The 23,036-nt window shown below is 64.4% G+C and carries 18 protein-coding genes and 1 pseudogene; 9 read left to right on the forward strand and 10 right to left on the reverse strand.

Features of this window, described 5'->3' with window-relative positions; translation table 11 throughout:
• Nucleotides 1–62: 62 nt before the first annotated feature.
• From G7Z99_RS01080 to metH, 3 genes are all read right to left on the reverse strand, one after another.
• Complete coding sequence (locus G7Z99_RS01080) at nucleotides 63–557, reverse strand: DUF934 domain-containing protein (protein ID WP_181091232.1); 495 nt, start codon at nucleotides 555–557, stop codon at nucleotides 63–65.
• The gene (locus G7Z99_RS01085; protein ID WP_181091234.1) at nucleotides 541–2,193 is read right to left on the reverse strand and encodes a nitrite/sulfite reductase; all 1,653 of its coding nucleotides are present in this window, start codon (nucleotides 2,191–2,193) and stop codon (nucleotides 541–543) included. Before G7Z99_RS01085 ends, G7Z99_RS01080 begins: the two co-directional genes overlap by 17 nt.
• A gap of 607 nt (nucleotides 2,194–2,800) precedes the next feature.
• A complete protein-coding gene (gene metH / locus G7Z99_RS01090) occupies nucleotides 2,801–6,508 on the reverse strand; it encodes a methionine synthase (protein ID WP_181091236.1) in 3,708 nt (1,235 codons plus the stop codon).
• 158 nt (nucleotides 6,509–6,666) lie between these two features.
• Here metH and G7Z99_RS01095 point away from each other — a divergent pair, with 158 nt between their 5' ends.
• From G7Z99_RS01095 to G7Z99_RS01110, 4 genes are all read left to right on the forward strand, one after another.
• Nucleotides 6,667–8,967, forward strand: a complete 2,301-nt coding sequence (locus G7Z99_RS01095; RefSeq protein ID WP_181091238.1) for a fatty acid cis/trans isomerase — start codon at nucleotides 6,667–6,669, stop codon at nucleotides 8,965–8,967.
• Between the two features lie 134 nt (nucleotides 8,968–9,101).
• Nucleotides 9,102–10,136, forward strand: coding sequence for an acyltransferase family protein (locus tag G7Z99_RS01100; protein ID WP_181091240.1), 1,035 nt, complete (start codon nucleotides 9,102–9,104; stop codon nucleotides 10,134–10,136).
• 58 nt (nucleotides 10,137–10,194) lie between these two features.
• Nucleotides 10,195–10,779, forward strand: coding sequence for a Fe-S biogenesis protein NfuA (gene nfuA / locus G7Z99_RS01105; RefSeq protein WP_060393154.1), 585 nt, complete (start codon nucleotides 10,195–10,197; stop codon nucleotides 10,777–10,779).
• A 311-nt stretch (nucleotides 10,780–11,090) separates the two neighbouring features.
• A complete protein-coding gene (locus G7Z99_RS01110; protein ID WP_060393155.1) occupies nucleotides 11,091–11,303 on the forward strand; it encodes a PLD nuclease N-terminal domain-containing protein in 213 nt (70 codons plus the stop codon).
• 37 nt (nucleotides 11,304–11,340) lie between these two features.
• Here the strand turns inward: G7Z99_RS01110 and G7Z99_RS01115 are convergent, their stop codons facing one another.
• Genes G7Z99_RS01115 through G7Z99_RS01125 form a run of 3 tightly spaced genes read right to left on the reverse strand, consistent with a single transcriptional unit; the run spans nucleotide 11,341 to nucleotide 12,923 of the window.
• Entirely contained in the window at nucleotides 11,341–12,423 is a 1,083-nt protein-coding gene (locus G7Z99_RS01115) for an NAD(P)H-dependent flavin oxidoreductase (RefSeq protein WP_181091242.1), read from the reverse strand.
• 19 nt (nucleotides 12,424–12,442) lie between these two features.
• Nucleotides 12,443–12,613: a hypothetical protein gene (locus G7Z99_RS01120; RefSeq protein WP_181091244.1), complete on the reverse strand. Its 171-nt coding sequence runs from the start codon at nucleotides 12,611–12,613 to the stop codon at nucleotides 12,443–12,445.
• Between the two features lie 7 nt (nucleotides 12,614–12,620).
• On the reverse strand, nucleotides 12,621–12,923 hold the full coding sequence (locus G7Z99_RS01125; RefSeq protein ID WP_060393157.1) for a DUF1883 domain-containing protein: 303 nt from the start codon (nucleotides 12,921–12,923) through the stop codon (nucleotides 12,621–12,623).
• Between the two features lie 160 nt (nucleotides 12,924–13,083).
• On the opposite strand from G7Z99_RS01125, the gene G7Z99_RS01130 reads away from it, so the two are divergent.
• The 3 genes from G7Z99_RS01130 (at nucleotide 13,084) to gorA (ending at nucleotide 16,040) form a co-directional block, all read left to right on the forward strand.
• Entirely contained in the window at nucleotides 13,084–13,443 is a 360-nt protein-coding gene (locus tag G7Z99_RS01130; RefSeq protein WP_181091246.1) for a hypothetical protein, read from the forward strand.
• 202 nt (nucleotides 13,444–13,645) lie between these two features.
• Complete coding sequence (gene galU, locus G7Z99_RS01135; protein WP_060393159.1) at nucleotides 13,646–14,485, forward strand: UTP--glucose-1-phosphate uridylyltransferase GalU; 840 nt, start codon at nucleotides 13,646–13,648, stop codon at nucleotides 14,483–14,485.
• Between the two features lie 175 nt (nucleotides 14,486–14,660).
• Nucleotides 14,661–16,040 (forward strand): glutathione-disulfide reductase, encoded by a 1,380-nt coding sequence (gene gorA, locus G7Z99_RS01140; RefSeq protein ID WP_181091248.1) that lies wholly within the window; start codon nucleotides 14,661–14,663, stop codon nucleotides 16,038–16,040.
• 75 nt (nucleotides 16,041–16,115) lie between these two features.
• On the opposite strand, the gene G7Z99_RS01145 is transcribed toward gorA, so the two are convergent.
• Nucleotides 16,116–18,380, reverse strand: a complete 2,265-nt coding sequence (locus G7Z99_RS01145) for an ATP-binding protein (protein WP_181091250.1) — start codon at nucleotides 18,378–18,380, stop codon at nucleotides 16,116–16,118.
• A gap of 277 nt (nucleotides 18,381–18,657) precedes the next feature.
• Between G7Z99_RS01145 and G7Z99_RS01150 the strand changes: the two genes are divergently transcribed.
• A complete protein-coding gene (locus G7Z99_RS01150; protein ID WP_181091471.1) occupies nucleotides 18,658–19,209 on the forward strand; it encodes a histidine phosphatase family protein in 552 nt (183 codons plus the stop codon).
• Here the strand turns inward: G7Z99_RS01150 and G7Z99_RS01155 are convergent.
• The 3 genes and pseudogenes from G7Z99_RS01155 to G7Z99_RS20055 all read right to left on the reverse strand — a co-directional run.
• Nucleotides 19,191–19,976: a sulfite exporter TauE/SafE family protein gene (locus G7Z99_RS01155; RefSeq protein ID WP_181091252.1), complete on the reverse strand. Its 786-nt coding sequence runs from the start codon at nucleotides 19,974–19,976 to the stop codon at nucleotides 19,191–19,193. The genes G7Z99_RS01150 and G7Z99_RS01155 overlap by 19 nt on opposite strands.
• A gap of 237 nt (nucleotides 19,977–20,213) precedes the next feature.
• Nucleotides 20,214–20,999, reverse strand: coding sequence for a methyl-accepting chemotaxis protein (locus G7Z99_RS20050; RefSeq protein WP_375139125.1), 786 nt, complete (start codon nucleotides 20,997–20,999; stop codon nucleotides 20,214–20,216).
• A gap of 69 nt (nucleotides 21,000–21,068) precedes the next feature.
• A pseudogene (locus tag G7Z99_RS20055) lies at nucleotides 21,069–22,106 on the reverse strand (HAMP domain-containing protein); the annotation flags it as partial.
• 319 nt (nucleotides 22,107–22,425) lie between these two features.
• On the opposite strand from G7Z99_RS20055, the gene ahpC reads away from it, so the two are divergent.
• Nucleotides 22,426–22,989, forward strand: coding sequence for an alkyl hydroperoxide reductase subunit C (gene ahpC, locus G7Z99_RS01165; RefSeq protein ID WP_181091256.1), 564 nt, complete (start codon nucleotides 22,426–22,428; stop codon nucleotides 22,987–22,989).
• Nucleotides 22,990–23,036 lie beyond the last annotated feature (47 nt).

Here is a 23,036-nt window from a genome sequence, read left to right on the forward strand (position 1 = left end):
GCCTCATTCGGCCGAGCGGCGAGCGAAGATCGAGGGGTCGCGGCTGCAACCCCTCGTGTGCCTCAACGACGACGGAACAACGGCAGCGGTTCGTCGGCAGCGGCCTGGTAAGTCACCGAGAAGTCCTTCAGGCCTTCGAGCGCGGCCTCCGGGTCCTTGTCGGCACGAATCGCAAACGCGTCGAACCCGCAGCGCGCCATGTAGAACAGCTGATCGCGCAACACGTCACCGATGGCTCGCAGCTCGCCCTTGTACTGGTAGCGGTCGCGCAAGAGGCGGGCGTTGGAGTAGCTACGCCCGTCCGTGAAGGCCGGGAAGTTCAGGGCGATGACCTGGAAATGCCGAGCGTCGTCGCCGATCTCCTCGGCCTGTTCGTCGCTGTCCAGCCAGATGCCGAGGCCGCCGTCGCGGGCTTTCAGGGCATGGCCGTGGTCGCGCCACAGTTGCAGTGGCACGATGTAGTCGTCGCAGTTGGTCAGCTCGTCGAACGAGGCATCCTTGGGCAGCAGGTGCCAGGTTTCGTCGACGATCTGCTGGTGCTTAATGATTCGCTGCATAGACGCGCTCCTTGAAGGGATCGATGCCGATACGCTGGTAGGTGTCGATGAAGCGCTCGTCTTCGGTGCGCTTCTCGACGTACACGCCGATCAGCTTCTCGATCACGTCGGCCATTTCGTCCTGGGCGAAGGATGGGCCGAGGATCTTGCCCAGGCTCGCATCGCGCGCCGCATTACCGCCCAGCGAGACCTGGTAGAACTCCTCGCCCTTCTTGTCCACGCCGAGAATGCCGATGTGGCCGACATGGTGATGACCGCAGGCGTTCATGCAGCCCGAGATGTTCAGGTCCAGTTCGCCGATGTCGAACAGGTAGTCCAGGTCATCGAAGCGGCGCTGGATCGATTCGGCGATCGGGATCGACTTGGCATTGGCCAGCGAACAGAAGTCGCCGCCAGGGCAGCAGATGATGTCGGTCAGCAGGCCGATGTTCGGCGTGGCGAAGCCTTGCTCGCGCAGCTCCAGCCAGAGCGCGTGCAGCTGGCGCTGCTCGACGTCGGCGAGGATGATGTTCTGCTCGTGCGACGTGCGCAGGAAGCCGAAGCTGTAACGCTCGGCCAGGTCGGCCACGGCATCGAGCTGCTTGTCGGTCAGATCGCCCGGTGCGACGCCGGTGGGCTTGAGCGACAGGGTCACCGCCACGTAGCCGGGACGCTTGTGGGCACGGGTGTTGCGCGAGCGCCAGCGGGCGAAGCCTGGGTGTTCCTGGTCCAGCGTGGCGTAGTCGACGTCGTCCAGGGCCTGGTAGGCAGGGTCGACGAAGTGACGCGAGACGCGCTGCACTTCCGCTTCGGTCAGCGTGGTGGCGCCGCCACGCAGGTGGGCCATCTCGGCCTCGACTTTCTCGGCGAAGACCTCCGGGGTCAGCGCCTTGACCAGGATCTTGATCCGCGCCTTGTACTTGTTGTCACGGCGACCGTAACGGTTGTACACGCGCAGGATGGCATCGAGGTAGCTGATCAGGTCCTGCCAGGGCAGGAATTCGTTGATGAATGCACCGACCACCGGCGTACGGCCCAGGCCGCCGCCGACCAGGACACGGAAGCCCAGCTCGCCGGCCGCGTTGTACACTGGCTCCAGGCCGATGTCATGGACTTCGATGGCCGCACGGTCTTGCTTGGAGCCGTTGATGGCGATCTTGAACTTGCGCGGCAGAAAGGCGAATTCCGGGTGGAAGGTGGTCCACTGACGGACGATCTCGCACCAGGGGCGTGGGTCGACCACTTCATCCTGCGCGACCCCGGCGAACTGGTCGGTGGTGGTGTTGCGCAGGCAGTTGCCGCTGGTCTGGATCGCGTGCATCTGCACGGTGGCCAGCTCGGCGAGAATGTCAGGGATGTCTTCCAGCGCCGGCCAGTTGAACTGCACGTTCTGCCGCGTACTGATGTGGGCGTAGCCCTTGTCGTAGTCGCGGGCGATCTTCGCGAGCATGCGCGTCTGGGTGGCGTTCAACTGACCGTAAGGTACGGCCACGCGCAGCATCGGGGCGAAACGCTGGATGTAGAGGCCGTTCTGCAGGCGCAGAGGGCGGAATTCTTCTTCGCTCAGCTCACCGGCCAGGTAGCGGCGGGTCTGATCACGGAACTGCTTGACGCGGTCCTCAATGATCCGCTGATCGTACTCGTCATATACGTACATAAAAGTCCTGTCTCAGGCTGCAGGCAGCTAATCGCGCGCACGGCCGCGCACTCCCGTTCGGAGCGGCGGGAAGATAGCATCTTGTGGATATGCGCTAAAGGGATGTTTTGGTATATGGAAAGAACCTTAGGGACTAAGGGGCAGGCGAGGCAGGCTTCGAGCGGCCGTTGAAGTTTGTCGGTCGGTAGAGGGGGCATGAGGTTGCTGTGGCTTTTGGATTTCCTCCACCCCAAAGACCCTGCTTGAGAAGTGGGCATTGTTGAACTTAACTCCCAGGGACGTGCATTCATACAATCACAAGAGGCAATGCCATGGGACATCCGACCAAGATGCGCAAGCCGGGAGCCAGTGTCGATACATGGGCGATCGTGTGCCTCGCTGTACTGGTGGTGGTAGCGGCGGTGTATTGGGCCAGTTGAATGAGGGCCCTAGAGAAGACGCTGGCCCTGTACAGATGAAGCGCTAATGCTACAGCCCCTTCGGGCCTGATCGCGGCACAGGGGCCGCTCCTACACCCGGCAGTGGCACAGGCAATCGCGGTCCCATGTGGGAGCGGCCCCGAAGGGGCCGTAAAACCCACTGTCGCATCCGCGCGTCTTCGCCTTGCTTAACCCTCATACCCCAGATTAGGCGCCAGCCACCGCTCGCTCACGCTCACCTCCTGCCCCTTGCGTGCGCTGTACCGCTCGATCTGGTCCTTCTCGACCTTGCCCACGGCAAAGTACTGCGCCTGCGGATGAGCGAAGTACCAGCCACTGACTGCCGCCGCCGGGAACATCGCGAAATGTTCGGTCAGGAAGACGCCGCTCGGTCCGGTTTCGCCGATGCCGGTGCCATCGAGCAGGCGGAACAAGGTTTCCTTCTCGGTATGGTCCGGGCAGGCAGGGTAGCCGGGTGCCGGGCGGATGCCGCTGTACTGCTCCTTGATCAGCGCTTCGTTGTCGAGCTGCTCATCGCGGGCATAACCCCAATGCTCTTTGCGCACCCGCTCGTGCAGCCACTCGGCGCAGGCCTCGGCCAGGCGATCGGCCAGGGCCTTGACCATGATCGAGTTGTAGTCGTCACCCTTGTCCTGATAGGCCTTGGCGACGTCCTCGGCGCCGATGCCGGCCGTGGTGATGAAGCCGCCCACGTAGTCGGTGACGCCACTGTCCTTGGGCGCGACGAAGTCGGCCAGCGACAGGTTCGGCTTGTCATCGGGCTTGATGGTCTGCTGGCGCAGATGGTGCAGCGTGGCCAGGGTCTGGCCTTCGGCACCATAGACCTCGATGTCGTCGTCGGCGACCTGATTGGCCGGCCAGAAGCCGAAGACCGCGCGGGCACTGATCAGGCGCTCGTCGATCAGCGTGTCGAGCATCTGGCGGGCGTCTTCATAGAGGGCTGTGGCGGCTTCGCCCACCACCTCGTCGGTGAGAATGCGGGGGAACTTGCCCGCCAGGTCCCAGGAGATGAAGAACGGCGTCCAGTCGATGTACTCGGCCAGCACCCGCAGGTCGATATCGTCCAGCACATGCACACCGGTGAAGGTCGGTGCGACCGGCGAATGGTTTGCCCAGTCGAACCGGGGCTTGCGGGCGATGGCCTGCGCGTAGCTCAGCCGCTCGGTGCGTGCGCTGCGGTTGGCCGTGCGTTCGCGCACCTCCTGGTAGTCCAAGCGAGTCTTTTCGATGAAACCCGGCTTGAGCTCCTTGGACAGCAGCTGGGTGGCCACGCCGACGGCGCGCGAGGCGTCCGTCACATAGATCACCGCATCGTTGGAGTACTTGGGTTCGATCTTCACCGCCGTGTGCGCCTTGGAGGTGGTCGCGCCGCCGATCATCAGCGGCAGGTGGAAGCCCTGGCGCTGCATCTCGCGGGCCACATGGACCATTTCGTCGAGCGAGGGGGTGATCAGCCCGGACAGCCCGATGATGTCGCACTTCTGCTCGCGCGCGGTCTGCAGGATCTTCTCGGCCGGTACCATCACGCCCAGGTCGACGATGTCGTAGCCATTGCAGCCGAGCACCACGCCGACGATGTTCTTGCCGATGTCGTGCACGTCACCCTTGACCGTGGCCATCAGGATCTTGCCCTTGGCTTCAGGCTTGTCGCCTTTCTCGGCTTCGATGAAGGGGATGAGGTGGGCCACCGCCTGTTTCATCACCCGCGCCGACTTGACCACCTGCGGCAGGAACATCTTGCCCGCCCCGAACAGGTCGCCGACCACGTTCATGCCGCTCATCAGCGGGCCTTCGATGACCTCGATCGGACGCGCCGCCTGCTGGCGACATTCCTCGGTGTCCTCGACGATGTAGGCGGTGATGCCCTTGACCAGCGCATGCTCCAGCCGCTTGCCGACCGGCAGCGAGCGCCACTCCTCGTTCTCGACTTCCTTGGCCGCGCCGCCGCCCTTGTAGTCGTCGGCGATCGCCAGCAGGGCATCGGTGCCTTCCGGGGTACGGTTGAGCACCACGTCCTCGACGCGCTCGCGCAGCGCCGGCGGAATCTCGTCGTAGATCTCCAGCTGCCCGGCATTGACGATGCCCATGGTCAGGCCGTTCTGGATCGCGTGGTAGAGGAACACCGAGTGGATCGCCTCGCGCACCGGGTTGTTGCCACGGAACGAGAACGACACGTTGGAGACCCCGCCCGAGGTCAGCGCATGGGGCAGGTGATCGCGGATGTAGGCACAGGCCTCGATGAAGTCGACCGCGTAGTTGTTGTGCTCCTCGATGCCGGTGGCCACGGCGAAGATGTTCGGGTCGAAGATGATGTCTTCCGGCGGGAAGCCCACCTCGTTGACCAGGATGTCGTAGCTGCGCTGGCAGATCTCTTTCTTGCGCGCGGCGGTATCGGCCTGGCCGACCTCGTCGAAGGCCATCACCACCACCGCGGCGCCATAGCGCTTGCACAGGCGCGCATGGTGCTTGAACTGCTCGACACCTTCCTTCATGGAGATCGAGTTGACGATGCCCTTGCCCTGGATGCACTTGAGACCCGCCTCGATCACCTCCCACTTGGAGGAGTCGATCATGATCGGTACGCGCGAGATGTCCGGCTCGCCGGCGATCAGGTTGAGGAAGCGCACCATGGCCGCCTGGGAATCGAGCATCCCTTCGTCCATGTTGATGTCGATCACCTGGGCGCCGGCCTCCACTTGCTGCAGGGCCACCTCGAGCGCTTCGGTGTAGTTCTCTTCGCGGATCAGCCGGGCGAACTTGGCCGAACCGGTGATGTTGGTCCGCTCGCCGACGTTGACGAACAACGACTGGCGGTCGATGGTGAACGGCTCCAGGCCGGAAAGGCGGCACGCCTTGGGGATGTCCGGGATGGCCCGTGGTGCATGGCGGCCGACGGCCTCGGCGATGGCCTGGATGTGGCCCGGCGTGGTACCGCAGCAGCCGCCGATGATGTTGAGAAAGCCGCTGGCGGCAAACTCCTCGACCACCGCTGCCATCTCCGCCGGCGTCTCGTCGTATTCGCCGAAAGCGTTCGGCAGGCCGGCGTTGGGGTGGGCCGAGACATGGGTGCCGGCCTTGGTCGACAGCTCCTCCAGGTAAGGACGCAGGTCCTTGGCGCCCAGCGCGCAGTTCAAACCCACGGAAATCGGGTTGGCGTGGCGCACCGAGTTCCAGAACGCCTCGGTGGTCTGCCCGGACAGCGTACGGCCGGAAGCGTCGGTGATGGTGCCGGAGATCATGATCGGCAACTCGACACCGTCGTCCTCGAACACCTGCTGCACCGCGAAGATCGCGGCCTTGGCATTGAGGGTGTCGAAGATGGTCTCGATCAGGATCAGGTCGGCGCCGCCCTCGATCAGGCCGCGCGTGGCCTCGACGTAGTTCACCACCAGTTCGTCGAAGGTGACGTTGCGATAGCCCGGGTCGTTGACATCGGGCGAGATCGAACAGGTGCGGCTGGTCGGGCCGAGCACGCCGGCGACGAAGCGCGGACGGTCCGGGGTTTCCAGGGTCTTGGCGTCGGCCACCTGGCGGGCGATGCGCGCACCCTCGACGTTGAGCTCGTACACCAGCGACTCCATGCCGTAGTCGGCCTGGGAGATCTGGGTGGCGTTGAACGTGTTGGTTTCGAGAATATCGGCCCCGGCATCCAGGTAGGCCTTCTCGATGGCAGCGATCACGTCGGGCTGGGTGAGCAGCAACAGGTCGTTGTTGCCCTTCACGTCGCTTGGCCAATCGGCGAATCGCGTGCCACGATAGTCGGCCTCTTCCAGGCGATAGCTCTGGATCATGGTGCCCATGCCGCCGTCGAGGATCAGGATGCGCGCCTTGAGCGCGTGCTGGAGGGCTTGGTAACGAGCGCTGCGGTCGGACATGGGAACTACCTGGTCGGGCGAATATCAGAAGGGGCGGATCATAACAAAGGTGCACGGTTTTTAGACGCTCCGCGCTTTTGTATGAATTGCGCTCATGTTCGGCCGACCCCATTCACCCCTTTATCGCGACAGTCTTTTCATCAACAGGATGCCGGCACATGGTGCACCGTTTACTTGTTCTGGCGCTGGCGACCCTGCTCAGTGGCGCCGCGCTCGGACAAGCCCCGCAATCGAGTCCCACGATTTCTTACACCCGTGACATTCAACCGATCTTCACCGAGAAGTGCGTGGCCTGCCATGCCTGCAACGACGCGGCCTGCCAGCTGAATCTGGGCAGCGCCGAAGGCGTCGAGCGCGGCGCCTCGAAGATGCCGGTCTACCAGGGCGAACGCAGCCAGGCCGCACCGACCACCCGGCTGTTCGAAGATGCCCATGGTGAGGAGGCCTGGCGGCGCAAGGGCTTCTACTCGGTCCTCGACGCCCAGGGCAGCCAGGCGGCGCTGATGGCGCGGATGCTCGAGCTTGGGCATCAGACGCCGCTGACGCCCAATGCCAAGATCCCCAGCGACATTGCGCTGGGCCTGGGCCGAGAGAACATGTGCCCGATGCCTGTGGAGTTCGACGGCTATGTCGCCTCGCACCCGCGCCAGGGCATGCCCCTGGCCGTCACGGGTCTGACCGACGCCGAGTACCAGACCTTGCAGCGCTGGCTCGCCGCCGGTGCGCCGATCGACCACCAGGCCATCGCGCCTACTGCCGTCGAGGCCCGGCAGATCGCGCAGTGGGAAGCCCTGTTCAACCGGCCCGGCGCCAGCGAGGCCCTGGCGGCCCGCTGGCTCTACGAACACCTGTTCCTGGCGCACGTGCACTTCGAGGGCGGTGAGCCCGACCACTTCTTCCAATGGGTCCGTTCGCGCACGCCCAGTGGCCAGCCAGTCGATCCGATCGCCACACGTCGGCCCAACGATGCGCCAGGCACCACGTTCTACTACCGGTTGCGGCCGGTCCAGGGCGTGATCGTGCACAAGACCCACATCACCTACCCGATGAGCCCCGCCAAGCTGGCGCGGGTCGAGGCGTTGTTCTATGCCGGTGACTGGCATGTCGACAGCACCCCGGGTTATGGACGACAGCGTCGCGCCAACCCCTTCGAGACGTTCGCCGCAATCCCGGCGCGGGCGCGTTACCAGTTCATGCTCGACAATGCCGAGTATTTCGTGCGCACGTTCATTCGCGGGCCGGTCTGCCGTGGCCAGATCGCGACCGACGTGATCCGCGACAACTTCTGGGTGCTGTTCCAGGACCCGAGCCAGGATCAGTACGTCACCGACGCACGCTACCGATCCCAGGCGACGCCGCTGCTGGCCATGCCCGGGCAGATCGACAACGTCACCAGCGTGCTGTCGCTGTGGCTGTCCTACCGCGACAAGCGCAACGCCTACGAGGCCCTGCGCCGCGACACCTATGCCACGTTGCCCGCCCCGGGCTGGGACACCCTCTGGCAGGGCAACGACGACGCCCTGCTGAGCATCTTCCGGCATTTCGACAGTGCCTCGGTGACCAAGGGGCTGATCGGCGACGTGCCGCAGACCTTCTGGCTGTTCGACTATCCGCTGCTCGAGCGAACCTATTACCAGCTGGCGGTCAACTTCGACGTGTTCGGCAACGTGTCGCACCAGGTGCAGACACGCCTGTACTTCGACCTGATCCGTAACGGTGCCGAGGTCAACTTCCTGCGCCTGATGCCGGCCGCGAACCGTGCGGACATGCTCAGCGACTGGTACCAGGACGGGGGCAAGCTGAAGATGCTGTTCGACTACGAAGGCATCGACACCCACACGCGGAGCGCGCTGCGCCTGCGGAGCCAGGATCCGCGTCGCGACTTCGGCATGCAGCTGCTGCAACGTTACGCAGCCATCGACGCCTCGCCCGACCCGATCAACCGCTGCCTGGGCGCGGCCTGCCATCGGCCTGGCGTCGCCAGGGAGTTCCAGTATGCCGAGCAGGCGCTGAGCCGCCTGGCATCACGGCCGGCTGGCGGCCTCAAGGTCATCGAGCGTCTGCCGGAGGCGACGCTGCTGCGTGTCGAAGGGCAGGGCGGCCAGCGCGAGGTCTACAGCCTGCTGCGCAATCGCGCGCACACCAACGTGGCGTTCCTGCTGGGCGAGCGCTACCGCTACCAGCCCGCGCTGGACACGCTGACGATCTACCCGGGCGTCATGAGCAGCTACCCCAACTTCATGTTCAATGTCCCTGCCGACCAAGTGCCGGCCTTCGTCCAGGCCATGGAAGCGGCGCGGGACGATGCAGGCCGGTTCGAGCGCATCGTCGAACGCTGGGGCATCCGGCGCAGTCACCCCGAGTTCTGGCGCTATTTCCACGACATGGATCGCTACATCAAGGAGGTCGCGCCCCTGGAGGCAGGGGTGCTGGACATGAACCGCTACGAGAACCTTTGATCGGCCCAGGGGAGCTTTTCAGGCAAGGCAGGGTCCCTAGAGGCGGGCGGCCTCTCTGGCGCCGCGAGGATGGAGCTGTATGCGTGCAGCTCGCCAGAGACGGCCTGAATGCACCGACCTAAACGGGACACTTCATGCTGTATTCGCTTCAGGCTCTCCGGGCGTTCGCTGCCTGGGTGGTGGTGTGTCATCACTTCATGCAGATCTTCTTCGACTTCCAACCCAGTGGTCCTGTCGGACGGTTCTTCACCGAGCGCGGTGCGGTGGGGGTCGACATCTTCTTCGTCATCAGCGGGCTGGTGATCTACCTGTCGACCCGCGACAAGCCCATGGCCCCGCAACGCTTCATGCTGCTGCGCGTGCTGCGCATCGTGCCGGCCTACTGGTTCTACACCGGACTCATGGCCGCGTTGTTGTTCGGCGCCAGCCGGTGGATGCCACATCAGGTCTTCGACTGGCAGCACCTGGCGCTGTCGTTGTTGTTCATCCCGGCCGAAAATCCCGGAGGCTATGGCCTGTACCCGACCCTCAACGTCGGCTGGACGCTGAATTTCGAGATGTTCTTCTACCTGCTGTTCTCCCTGGCGTTCCTGGTGCGCCAGCGCCTGCACCTGCTGCTGGTGGGTGTCGCGCTGCTGATCGTCAGCGAAGGGCTGGCCCGGGTGGGCCTGCTGAGTCGGTTCTACAACAACGACATCATCTACGAGTTCCTGCTCGGAATCGGGATCGGCGTGCTCTATCAGCGCGGGTGGATTCGGCAGGGGCTGTGGTGGCCGCTGGCGCTCCTGACGGCCGCGTGCTGGGCCATCTATCACTTCGACGCGTCCCAGCGACTGGTCCACTGGGGCCTGCCCAGCGCCCTGGTGGTGCTGGCCTTCATCGGGCTGGAGCGGTACTTCAAGGGCAGCCAGCTGCTCAAGGCCCTGGGTGATTGCTCCTACTCGGTATACCTGATCCACGTGCTGGTGCTGTGGTCGGGCTGGTTCGTCAGTCAGCGGTTCGGCATCGACCCTTACGTGACGTTCGCCTGCTGCGTGCCTTTGATCGGCGCTGCGTCCTGGTTGAGCTACCAGTGGCTGGAGCGTGGGGTATACCGGCGAAGCAAGGCCTGGTGCGACGCACGGTTGCAGCCGGCCCCTGCGCTGGCGCTTTCCCGAGTCAAATACTAGGACTTTGTTGCATCGCCAGGTTGGCGTACACTGGAACGCAAGTCTGTGAGGAACCTACATGAGCGCAATAACCATTACCGACGCCGCCCATGACTACCTGGCCGATCTGCTGTCCAAGCAGAACACGCCCGGCATCGGCATTCGCGTCTTCATCACCCAGCCAGGTACCCAGTACGCCGAGACGTGCATCGCCTACTGCAAGCCGGGCGAGGAAAAGCCCGACGACGTCGCCGTGGGCCTGAAGAGCTTCACCGCGTACATAGACTCGATCAGCGAGCCGTTCCTGGAAGATGCGCTGGTCGACTACGCCACCGACCGCATGGGTGGGCAACTGACCATCAAGGCGCCGAACGCCAAGGTGCCGATGGTCAACGAGGACAGCCCGCTCAACGAGCGCATCAACTATTACCTGCAGACCGAGATCAACCCGGGCCTGGCCAGCCATGGCGGCCTGGTGAGCCTGGTCGATGTGGTCGAGGACGGCATCGCGGTGCTGCAGTTCGGCGGCGGATGCCAAGGGTGCGGTCAAGCTGACGTCACCTTGAGGGACGGGATCGAGCGGACCCTGCTCGAGCGCGTGCCGGAACTCAAGGGCGTGCGTGACGTGACTGACCACACGATGAAAGAGAACGCGTACTACTGAGCCTTGGTGCGCGTCAGAACGTCGCAGCACACGGCGAGGGCATTGCGCTCGCGCCGTGCCTTCTTCGACGGCACCGGCCCAGGTGCCTCACCGCACGACGAGGGTCGACAGGCTTCAATTCGATCCTTATCAAGCGCTTGCGTCATTGGCCGGCGTGGGTCGCTCCGGGGCGCCCATGCCGCCTGACTTGCGCGCGGCCCTCGGGCGCGTCGCCTGCATCGGGTCGCGCAGGCATTGATCGGACAAGATTTTAATGAACCCTCGGCGTGTGTGGAGAACCAAAGAGGTACACGCACACCGGAGACTCATTCATGGAAATCGGAACGATCTGGATCATCCTCGCTGCGGTTCTCATTCTGCTCCAGATCTGGGCGATCTGGCACATCATCGGCAGCGACCGTCGCGCGGAGCGCAAGATGCTCTGGGTGGTGTTCGTGGTCTGGCTGCCCTTCATCGGTCTGATCGCCTGGGCCATCCGTGGCCCGCGTGCAGTCAAGGGCAAGGACGTGCTGGAAGAGAAGTAACGTTCATCCCAGGGTCGCGCCGCGGCCCGTCGCCTCCTCACATGCTCGACGTTCCGATCAGGGCCAGCGCCCTGGTCGCGATGTCACGTGTCAGCGCGTCGGCCGTCAGGTGGCGACCCAGGCGCAATGCCTGGCCTGCCCAGAGGTTGCCGAAGTCGCTGGTGTCCTGGGCGTCGTCCACGGCGCGCAAGGGCATCAGTGCACCCCCGGCCAGGGGAAAGGCTGGCGCCAGCGGGCTCATGGCGCCCAGTTCACGCATCACGCGATTGACGATGCCACGCGCAGGCCGGCCGGTGAACAGGTTAGTCAGGGCCGTCTCGCTGGCCGAGGCGGTGTCCAGTGCACGACGGTGGGCCGTCGAGACCTTGGCCTGTGGGCTGAACAGGTAGGCCGTGCCGATCTGCACGGCCGAGGCGCCCAGTGCCAGGGCAGCGACCAGCCCCCGATGGTCGGCGATGCCGCCGGCCGCGATGACTGGGACGTTCACCGCATCGACCACCTGGGGGACCAGGGCGAAGGTGCCGATCTGGCTGTCGATGTCCTCGCTCAGGAACATGCCCCTGTGCCCACCGGCTTCGTAGCCCATGGCGATGATGGCGTCACAACCCTGGGCTTCGAGCCAGTGCGCCTCCTCGACCGTCGTGGCGCTGGAGAGCACCTTGGCGCCGGTGGCCTTGACGCGTTGCAGCAGGTCAGGCGCGGGCAGGCCGAAATGAAAGCTCACGACTTCGGGGTGGTACGCTTCGATCAGCGCGCAACCGGCTGCGTCGAAGGGCGCGCGGCTGGACACGGGCGTCGCCGCCGTGAAGTCGAGGCCATGTTCCTCGTAATAGGGCTTGAGCGCCTGCTTCCAGCGCGCCTCGCGCGCCGCATCGGCGGCGGGAGGGCGATGGCAGAAGAAGTTCAGGTTCAGGGGGCCCTCGCAGGCCGCCCTGAACGCTTCGATCTCCTGCCGAATCAGCGCCGGGCTCAGCAGGGCGCAGGGAAGTGCGCCCAGCGCGCCAGCGCTTCCCACCGCGATGGCCAGCGCCGAACCGGCCGCGCCTGCCATGGGCGCCTGGAGAATCGGCACGTCGAGGCCGAGCAGGTCGAGAAGGCGGCGGTCCGGCCAGGTGCTCATGACGAGGCTCCTCGTGCGATTACAGGGCCTTGCTGACGGTGATGTCGCTGATCTGCTCGGCATCGTCGCCGTGCAGCTTGCGCAATGCTTCACGGGCCTGCTCGAGGGAGGCCTCGGTCATCAGGGCGAAGTCCCAGCGGCGTGCGCCGTCGAGCGTGTACTTGATCACATACTTGGTGGTCTGGGTCATGGGGCGGTTATCTCAGTTGCGACGAAGAGCGACGGACGATCTTGATCTTGTGGGTGAACGCCGGTTTGCGGGTCACCGAGATCGGCCGGGTGGTGACGGTGTCGAGGGTGATGTTCCAGAAGCCCGTGCTCGGCACGGTGATCTTCGCCGGGAAGCGATCGAACGCGCCACCGTGGTAGGTATGACGGCCGCCATTCTTGAAGCTGCGGAAGTTGGCGTCGTTCATCAGGCGAATGTTGCAGCGCTGGGAGCACTCGATGACGACGATGTCATCTTCGTTGAGGTGCTCGCGCTGGTGGATGAATTTCATGAAGGGCTCCGCAAGGTAAAGGTTCTGCAAGCGCGCACGATACCACGATGTGCCTGGGCGTTGCCGTGCGGCAATGCCCAGGTGGCAAGTATCTGCGACAGGCCGGGAGCAAAACCGTGTGGTCACGGTCATAAGGGTTTTTGCGGAGAACTCGAACCCCATGAAGTGGATCATCGCCGGCTTGGCACTGGCGTTGGGCGGATGCGCCAGCGTCTCGGAACTCGAACAGTCCCATGAAACGATGGACGTCATGTCGGGCAAAACGCCGCGCGAGTACGCCGACTGCGTCAAGGCGCACCTGGCCAACGAACGTGACCCGTTGCAGGAAGAAGTCAGAGGCGAAGGGCTGCGCCTGATCGTGCCGCAAAAGCTGGCCGCAGGTGCAGGGCCTGCCGCTCTGGTGGACATCGACAAGAAGGGCGAGGGCAGCAGCATCAAGGTGCGCGAGCGCCTGAGCAACTTCCCCTTGCGTCCGGGCGATGTGCGCAAGGCGGCCACCGAGTGCATCTCAGGCACCTGAGCCTGCCGCAACAGCGTGGCATCGGGCTGGCATGAATGCGCGAAAATATATTTGCCGGCCCCGATGTTCACGGGCCCATTGAACTATCTACACTACGGCGTCTCTATCATGGAATTGACCGAGCGCAGCCAGGCATCGTAGGGCACCGATGCCTCACGAGACTGCGCCGATTTCACACCGCCGAGCCCCATTAAGGACGTATATGATCAAGAAATGCTTGTTCCCGGCTGCCGGCTACGGCACACGCTTCCTGCCCGCGACCAAAGCCATGCCCAAGGAAATGCTGCCGGTGGTCAACAAGCCGCTGATCCAGTACGGCGTCGAAGAAGCACTGGATGCCGGGTTGAACGAGATCTCCATCGTCACCGGCCGCGGCAAGCGTGCCCTGGAAGACCACTTCGACATCAGCTACGAATTGGAAAACCAGATCAAGGGCACCGACAAGGAGAAATACCTGGTCGGCATTCGTCGCCTGCTCGACGAGTGTTCGTTCTCCTACACCCGTCAGACCGAGATGAAAGGCCTGGGTCATGCGATCCTGACCGGTCGTCCGCTGATCGGTGACGAGCCGTTCGCCGTGGTCCTGGCCGACGACCTGTGCGTCAACCCGGAAGGCGATGGCGTGCTGACCCAGATGGTCAAGCTCTACAACCAGTTCCGCTGCTCGATCGTCGCCATCCAGGAAGTCGATCCGCAGGAGACCCACAAGTACGGCGTGATCGCCGGCGACATGATCCGTGACGACATCTTCCGCGTCACCAACATGGTCGAGAAGCCCAAGCCCGAAGACGCGCCGTCGAACCTGGCGATCATCGGTCGCTACATCCTCACTCCGGACATCTTCGACATCATCGGCGAAGTCGAGCCGGGCAAGGGCGGCGAGATCCAGATCACCGACGCGCTGATGAAGCAGGCCCAGAACGGCTGCGTGATCGCCTACAAGTTCAAGGGCAAGCGGTTCGACTGCGGCGGCGCCGAAGGCTACATCGACGCGACCAACTTCTGCTTCGAGAACTACTACAAGACCGGCAAGGCTCACTGAGCCAGGCCGGGCAGCGGGTGAAGGTCACCCGCTGCATCCCGTGACAATCAGCGCCACCTTCGGATCGAAGCGGGGCGGTTCAGGCAGGAGGGCAGACGGCCAAGGCCGTACGCACCCTGGGCCTTGCAACCGCCCCCACGATGACCGAAGGTGGCGTTTTCGTGAGAGGTGACAAGTGGCCTACGATTTTGATCTGTTCGTGATTGGCGCAGGGTCCGGTGGCGTACGTGCCGCGCGTTTCGCTGCAGGGTTCGGCGCGAAGGTGGCGGTAGCCGAAAGCCGTTACCTGGGGGGCACCTGCGTCAACGTAGGGTGCGTGCCGAAAAAACTGCTGGTGTATGGCGCCCATGTGGCCGACGAGCTCGAACAGGCCGCCGGCTACGGCTGGACGCTCGAAAAAGGGCGCTTCGACTGGAGCACCCTGATCGGCAACAAGAACCGCGAGATCGAGCGGCTCAACGGCATCTACCGCAAGCTGCTGGTCGACAGCGGCGTGACCCTGCTCGAAGGCCACGCGCGCCTGACCGGGCCCCACGACGTGGAGGTCGAAGGCCAGCGGTACACGGCCGAGCGTATCCTGATCGCGACCGGGGGCTGGCCACAGATCCCCGACATTCCGGGCAAGGAGCTGGCGATCAGCTCCAACGAAGCCTTCTACCTCGACACATTGCCCAAGCGCGTGCTGGTGGTGGGCGGTGGCTACATCGCGGTGGAGTTCGCCGGCATCTTCCATGGCCTGGGCGCCCATACCAGCCTGCTCTACCGGGGCGATCTGTTCCTGCGTGGGTTCGACGGCTCGGTACGCGAGCACTTGAAGGAGGAGCTGGAGAAGCGGGGCATGGACCTGCACTTCAACAGCGACATCCAGCGCATCGATCGCCAGCCCGATGGAAGCCTCAAGGCGACCCTCAAGGATGGCCGGACGCTGGACGCCGACTGCATCTTCTACGCCACGGGCCGCCGACCGATGCTCGATAACCTGGGCCTGGAACACACGAAGGTCGAGCTGGACGAGCGCGGCTACGTCAAGGTCGACGAGCAGTACCAGACCACCGAGCCGTCGATCCTGGCGATCGGCGATGTGATCGGGCGGGTGCAACTCACGCCTGTGGCCCTGGCCGAAGGCATGGCCGTGGCGCGGCGCCTGTTCAAGCCCGAGCAGTACCGCCCGGTCGACTACCAGGGCATCCCCACGGCCGTGTTCAGCCAGCCGCCAATCGGCACCGTCGGCCTGACCGAAGAGCAGGCGCTGGACGCCGGGCACGCCCTGAAGATCTACGAAAGCCGCTTTCGGCCGATGAAGCTGACCCTGACCGACGTGCAGGAAAAGACCTTGATGAAGCTGGTGGTCGATGCCGAGACCGATCGGGTACTGGGCTGCCACATGGTCGGCCCCGACGCGGGCGAGATCATCCAGGGCCTGGGCGTGGCGCTCAAGGCCGGGGCGACCAAGCAGCAGTTCGACGAGACCATCGGTGTTCACCCGACGGCCGCGGAAGAGTTCGTGACCCTGCGCACGGCGTCCCGTGAAGTCGGCCCGTCGAAAAGGGCCTGAGGCCGGGCACCGGGGGTGACGCGGGAAACGCCGTCACCCTCGTCCTGAGGCGTGTCTGCGCGGTACCAGCCGTGATCACACCTTGACGCAACCGGTGTTCGACACGGGCGGTACGTCAGGCTGCAGGCGTGGCAGGGTGAATCGGAACGTGCTGCCCAGGCCAGGCAGGCTGCTGGCATCGATGCTGCCGCCATGGGCCTTGATGATGCCCTGGGTGATGTAGAGCCCCAGCCCGGTGCCGTTCGGGTTGCCTTCGCGCCCGGTCCAGTAGCGGTCGAAGACGTATGGCAGCTGATCGACCGGTATGCCACGCCCGGTATCGCGCACGCTGAACACGATGGTGTCGTCGTTGGCGGCCGCCTTGACCTGCACCACGCCTTCGGCATCGGTGAACTTGATGGCATTGCCCACCAGGTTCGACAGCACCTGAAACAGGCGCTCAGGGTCGGCATTGACCCACAGCCCCGGTTCGGACTCGAACGTCACCGTGACCGACTTGAGCACGGCCAGGGGCGACAGCAGCGTCTGCGCCTCTTCCAGGATCTGGGCGACGTCCAGGGCGGTCGGCATGATCACGTAGCGTCCGGCCTCGATCTTCGAGGTGTCCAGCAGGTCGTCGAGCAGGGCGTTCATGCGGCTGGTGGCCTGTTGCATGGTGCCGATCGCCGAGGTGATGCGCCGCGAGGCATTGGAGCCGTCGCCGCTGAACGCCTTTTGCATCATGCCGCAGAGCATGCCGATCACGGTCATCGGGTTGCGCAGGTCGTGCGACACCACGGCCACCAGGTCATCGCGCGCGCGCACCGCGGCCTGCTCGCGCAACACCTGGTGCGACAGGTCGATCTCCAGGGCCCAGCGGCGCAGTTCATTGGCGGCGAAGCGGTCCCCGTGCGACCACTTGCGCGAGATGCCTTCCATCTCGACCTTCCACAGCTCGAACGAGGTGCGTGGACGCAGGCGGGGCGCTTCGTCGGAAGCATCCAGCTGCATCGGCTTGCTGGGATCGCCGCTCCAGGACAGCGTTTCCTTGACCTCCGGGCGGAACCAGAGGATGCCATTGGTGACGGGCTTGGGCAGGGTCAGGGCCAGTACGCCGCTGGCCTGCAGGGGATATGCCTTGGCTGGGGCGAAGTGCCTGCCCAGCTCGTCGGTGTCGAACACCGGCATGGCCTGCTTTTCGATCCAGTGGTGCAGCTCCCGGACCAGGGCCGGCTCAGGGCAGAGTCCGGCCAGGTGCAGCTGCTGGTCCTCGATGATCGCCACGCCGCCGGCATCGACCAGCGCCATCAGGGAATTGGCATGCGCGACCAGCCCTTCGAACACGGTTCCCGTGCTGTTGCGCATGGCCTGGGTCAACCCGGCCAGGCTGTCGAGCTTGGACTCGCGCTCGGCCGACAGCTGCAAGGCCTGCATGGCGCTGATCTGCAGCGACAGGACCTGGCCGATGCTCTTGCAGGCGCCGCGCAGGTCGCTGGGCACGTGCAGGGGCGCACGGTTGCCGCAGGTGATCAGGCCCCACAGGCGACCTTCGCAGATCAGCGAGATGCTCATCGATGACAGCACGCCCATGTTGCGCATGTACTGGCAATGGATGGGCGACACGCTGCGCAGCGTCGCGAAACTCAAGTCCAGCGGGGTGTCGGTGTCCGGGCGCAGGGCCGGCAGAATGGGCACGGGCGTGTAGTTGGCGTCCGGAATGATCCGCAGCCAGTTGCTCAGGTACAGCTGCCGGGCCTGGGCCGGGATATCGGATGCCGGGAAGAACAGGCCGTTGAACAGCTCCATGCCGGGCGAGGACGCCTCGGCCACCACCTGCCCGTGGCCTTCTTCTTCGAAACGGTAGATCAGCACACGGTCGTAACCGGTCAGCGCCTGCACCTCGTGCACGGCCAGCGCGTACAGCGCGTCCAGGCTGCTGGCGGCGTGCAGGCGCTGCAGCATGCGGTCGAAGTGGCTGTGCGGATCGCGCTTGCCCTGGGCCAGCACTTCCAGTTCCAGGATCAACAGCCCGTCATGACGGTGAGCGAACCCTTCGAAGCGCGTGCCGTTCACGTCCATGCGCAGGGGCTGCAGGTGGTCGGCCAGGTCCAGCGCGACCAGTACACGGACCTCGTCGGCCAGCGAAGTGCCAAGCACGTGGGCCAATGGCTGGCCCAAGGCCTGATCCACCGAAACACCCAGCAGGGTCTCGACGTTCGCGCTGAGCTGCACGATCTCCAGCGCAGGTTCGCGGAGCGTCATCAGTACGCCGTGGGGCTGGATGGCGCCGGGGTACTGGATGGGTTCGTTGGCGCAATTGGCCAGGGCTTGTTCGAAGGAAAGGTTGTCCAGAGGGCTCACCGTGCTGTTCTTTCGACCTTGGGCAGGGTCGTGGGAAAAGTAGGGGGTAATGGTCGAAGGCGTAGTGCGAATGAGCGCCTTCTCTCAGGGAAGTCAGGCAAAGGCAGGTGTAGCGGCATGAACGGTCTCGCGTGAAAGGGCAATCGGAGGCCGTCCTGGCTGACCTGAGCATCGTACAGCAATGTCGTCTGTAATCAGATGCTTTTTCTGAGGGCGTATCACAGGCCGTTTCTGTCCATGGCACACTGTGTTCCCTTCCGCCATGCCGAGCCTCCATGTGCAGACCGTGCAGTTGACCCTGTTGTGCCATGCCCGGACGGACGCGCAGCGCACCGGCCATTTCAGCCATGATGACGACGCCATTCTCGATGGCGTGCAAAGGCCCCCCAGGACGCGCCAGGCGGTGCTGTGCGCGCCTGAACGGCGTGCTCGGCAAACCGCCGCGTGGGTGACCGATGCCTTCGAGATCGACCCCTTGCTGCGCGACGTGAACCTGGGTCGCTGGCAGGGGCTGTCGCTCAAACAGGTGCAGCGCGACGAGCCCCAGGCCCTGGCTCAATGGATGAGCGATCCCGACAGCGTCGCTCACGGGGGGGAGTCCATCGGTCATCTGTGTCAGCGGGTGGCCTGTTGGCTGCAGGCGTGCAGCGTGGTGCCAGGCGATCGTCTGGCCGTGACCCACCCGTTCGTCATCCGCGCTGCCCTCATGCAGGTGCTGGGCAGTACGCCGGCCAGCCTGCAGTGCATGGACGTGCTGCCTTGCGCCAGCGTCCACCTGGCCTACACCGGCCGATGGCGCCTGCGCCTGCTTCAGAACGCCAGCTTGTAGCCGATCAGCAGCAGCATGGTCGCCAGGCACGGGCGCAGGATGCGGTCGGACACCCGTCCGGCCAGGTGGCTGCCCAGGTAGATGCCCGGCAGCGAGCCCAGCAGCAGGTACCCCAGCAGCGACCAGTCCATGTTGCCCATGCTGGCATGGCCCAGGCCGGCCACCAGGGTCAGCGGCACGGCGTGGGCGATCTCCGTGCCGACCAGGCGTCGCGTGACCAGGAACGGGTACAGCAGGAACAGTGCCACCGTCCCCAACGCCCCGGCACCGATCGACGTCAGCGTGACCATCACCCCGAGCACCACGCCGGTGAACACGGTCAACAGGTTCAGCGTGCGATCGCTGAGGTGGTAGTGATCGCCGGCATGGCGGCTGGCGAAGGCCTGCAGCCTGGAGCGGAACAGGATCGCCAGCGCGGTGATGATCAGCACCACGGCCAGACCCTGCTTGATGAGGGCGTTGAGCGCCGAGGTGTCGGTGTGCAACGTGCCCAGGAACCACAGGGTCAGGGCTGCCGCGGGCACGCTGCCCAGGCTCAGCAGGCCGGTGATCTTCCAGTCGATGTTCTTGTTGCGGCTGTGGACCCAGACGCCGCTGGCCTTGGTGATGGCCGCGTACAACAGGTCGGTGCCCACGGCCGTGGCCGGGTTGATGCCGAACCAGAGCAGGATCGGCGTCATCAGCGAACCGCCCCCGACCCCCGTCATGCCCACGATGAACCCTACGACCAGCCCTGCAATGGTGAAACCGAACGAACCTACATCCATAACGCTCTCGACTGCCCAACTGTGCCCGTGATCGGATGGAAGCCAGCATATAGATTTTTTTATAGCGAAATAGACTTGTTGGTTATTAGGTTATAACTGGCGAGGCGGAGAAAAGCGGTGAGCGGCGTACTACACGTTGCAAGCTGATGTGTATGGCCGTGTGATGGCGAAACGCGTTCCGAAGGGGGCGCTGCAAACCAAGCGATACAGAATCGCACTTGGCTTGCAGCGTGCAGCTTAGATCCGGAAGCTGCCGACCAGCTGCTTGAGACGACCGGCCTGCTGGCCCAAGGCGTCGCAATGGCGCAGGGTCTGGTTGAGGTTTTCCACGCCCTGCTGGTTGAGGGTGTTGATCTGGGTGATGTCCAGATTGAGGCTCTCGACCACGGCGGTCTGCTCCTCGGTGGCCGTGGCCACGGACTGGTTCATGCCGTCGATCTCGCCAATCTGTCGGGTCACGCTGTTGAGGCGTTCGCCGGCCTGGTTGGCCACCTGCACGCTCTGTTCGCTCGAGACCTGGCTGGCGTTCATGGTGTGCACCGCTTCGCGAGAGCCCACCTGCAGCGTGGTGATCATGCGGTGGATCTCTTCGGCCGACTCCTGGGTACGGTGGGCCAGGTTGCGGACCTCGTCGGCGACCACTGCGAAGCCACGGCCGGCTTCCCCGGCCCGCGCGGCCTCGATGGCGGCGTTGAGCGCCAGCAGGTTGGTCTGCTGAGAGATGCCCTTGATCACGTCGAGGATCTTGCCGATGTCATCGGTGCTGGCGTTGAGCACTTCGATCTGCTCGCACGACTCGCTGATCTTCTGCGACAGCGCGGTCATCGCCTGGATGCTCTGCTCGACCACGCGGCGCCCGTCGTGGGCCTGTTCGCTGGCGCCGCTGGCATGCTGCGAGGCGTCAGCGGCGTTGCGCGCGATTTCCTGGGTGGCCGCGCCCAGCTGGTTGATCGCCGCTGCCACGCTGTTGGTGCGCAGGCTCTGCTCCTCCGAACCGATGATCGAAGCGTTCGAGGCACTCATGACCTTTTCCGACAGGTCATGCACCAGGCGTGTGGCCGACGAGACTTCGGTGATCGACGCATGGATGCGTTCGACGAAGCGGTTGAACGAGCCGGCCAGCTCGCCGAACTCGTCCTGGTTCTGCACGGCCAGGCGGCGGGTCAGGTCACCTTCACCTTCGGCGATGTCGTGCATGGCGCGGCCCATGGTGGTCAAGGGGCGCATCAGGACCGGGATCAGCAGGCCCAGCAAGCCGGCGATGGCGATCACCGCGACGACCATGGCGATGATCGCCGAGACGCGGAACTGGCCGAGCGCCGCGTAGGCCTGGTCCTTGTCGACCACCAGGCCGACGTACCACTGCGCCGACGGCAGGCCTTCGATCCGGGCGAACGAGACGATCCGCTCATGCCCGTCGAGCATCACGTCCTGCATGCCCGGCTCGACCCGCAGGCCGCTGTCGGGGTAGAGGTCCTTGAGGTGCTTGGTCAGGTGGTCCTTGTTCTGGCTGACGATGACCTGGCCATCCTTGTCCACCAGGTAGGCATGGCCGATGCCGCCGAAGTCGACCTTCTGGATGATCTGCACCAGGCTGTCGAGCGACAGGTCGCCCCCGACCACGCCCAGCAGTTCGCCGCCGTTCTTGCGCTTGACCGGGGCGGTGATGGTCACCACCAGGCCCCCGACCGATGCCTGATAGGGCGCGGTCAGCACCGTCTTGCCCGCCGTGGCGGCCTCGCTGTACCACGGGCGCTTGCGCGGGTCGTAGTCGGCCGGCATCTGCACGTCAGGGCGCTGGGTGAACACGCCGTTGCTCTGCCCCAGGTAGGTGAACTGGAAGTTGCGCAGGTAGGACGGCTGGTCGACCAGGCTGGCCACGTTGTCATTGCCGGCCGCCGCTTGCTCGGCGATGTCCTCGGCCAGGTTTTCCATGATCAGGATCCGGCCGCTCATCCAGTTCTGCACGCTGCTGGCGGCCAGGGCGCCGGACTGGCGCATGGACGAATCAAGGTTCTGGGCGATGGTATGACGCTGCAAGTAGTCGTTGTAGAGCGTGAACAGGGCGAATGCCAGGATGACGATGCCGCTGGCACTCAGGAGGATCTTGTGGCGGAATTTCAGGTTCATGCGCGTTGACCTTGCACCCGTTGAGGAGGGAGACGCGACTCGGCCGTGTGGCGAGGGCGACCCGTTTCCCGCGTATCGGCAGCAAGCGGCCAAGGTTGAATGCAGTGGTCAACTATTTTGCACGCCAAGCGAGGTCGATCGATCCCGCGTCGCCTGCCGGCTCCTTGCCGCGACGCCCATAGTCTTTCGCTGCTCTTTATAAGGGCCGCCATAGCCAAAACCAATCAGTGGCATCAGCTTTGCCAATGAGCCTTCGGCCGCTCGATTGTCTAGGATGATCCCCGTCAACGTATTTCAACCCATGAAGGAGCGCTTTCTGATGCCTATCATCAACAGCCAGGTAAAACCGTTCAACGCTACCGCCTACCACAATGGCGATTTCGTTCAAGTGAGCGAAGCCGATCTTCAGGGCAAGTGGTCCGTGGTGTTCTTCTACCCGGCTGACTTCACCTTCGTCTGCCCGACCGAACTGGGCGACCTGGCTGACAACTACGCTGAATTCCAGAAGCTGGACGTGGAGATCTATGGCGTGTCGACCGACACCCACTTCACCCACAAGGCCTGGCACGACACGTCGGACACCATCGGCAAGATCCAGTACCCGCTGATCGGTGACCCGACCCACCAGATCGCCCGCAACTTCGACGTGCTGATCGAAGACGCCGGCATGGCCGATCGCGGTACCTTCGTGATCAACCCGCAAGGCCAGATCAAGATCGTCGAAATCAACGACGGCGGTGTCGGCCGTGACGCCAGCGAACTGCTGCGCAAGGTCAAGGCGGCCCAGTACGTCGCAGCCCACCCAGGCGAAGTCTGCCCGGCCAAGTGGCAGGAAGGCGAGGCCACCCTGGCGCCGTCGCTCGACCTGATCGGCAAGATCTGAGGCCATGCGCCTGCTGCGGACGGTGAACGACCGTCACCGGTAATGCT

The sequence above is a fragment of the Pseudomonas entomophila genome, assembly GCF_013523165.1.
GTDB lineage: Bacteria > Pseudomonadota > Gammaproteobacteria > Pseudomonadales > Pseudomonadaceae > Aquipseudomonas > Aquipseudomonas entomophila_A.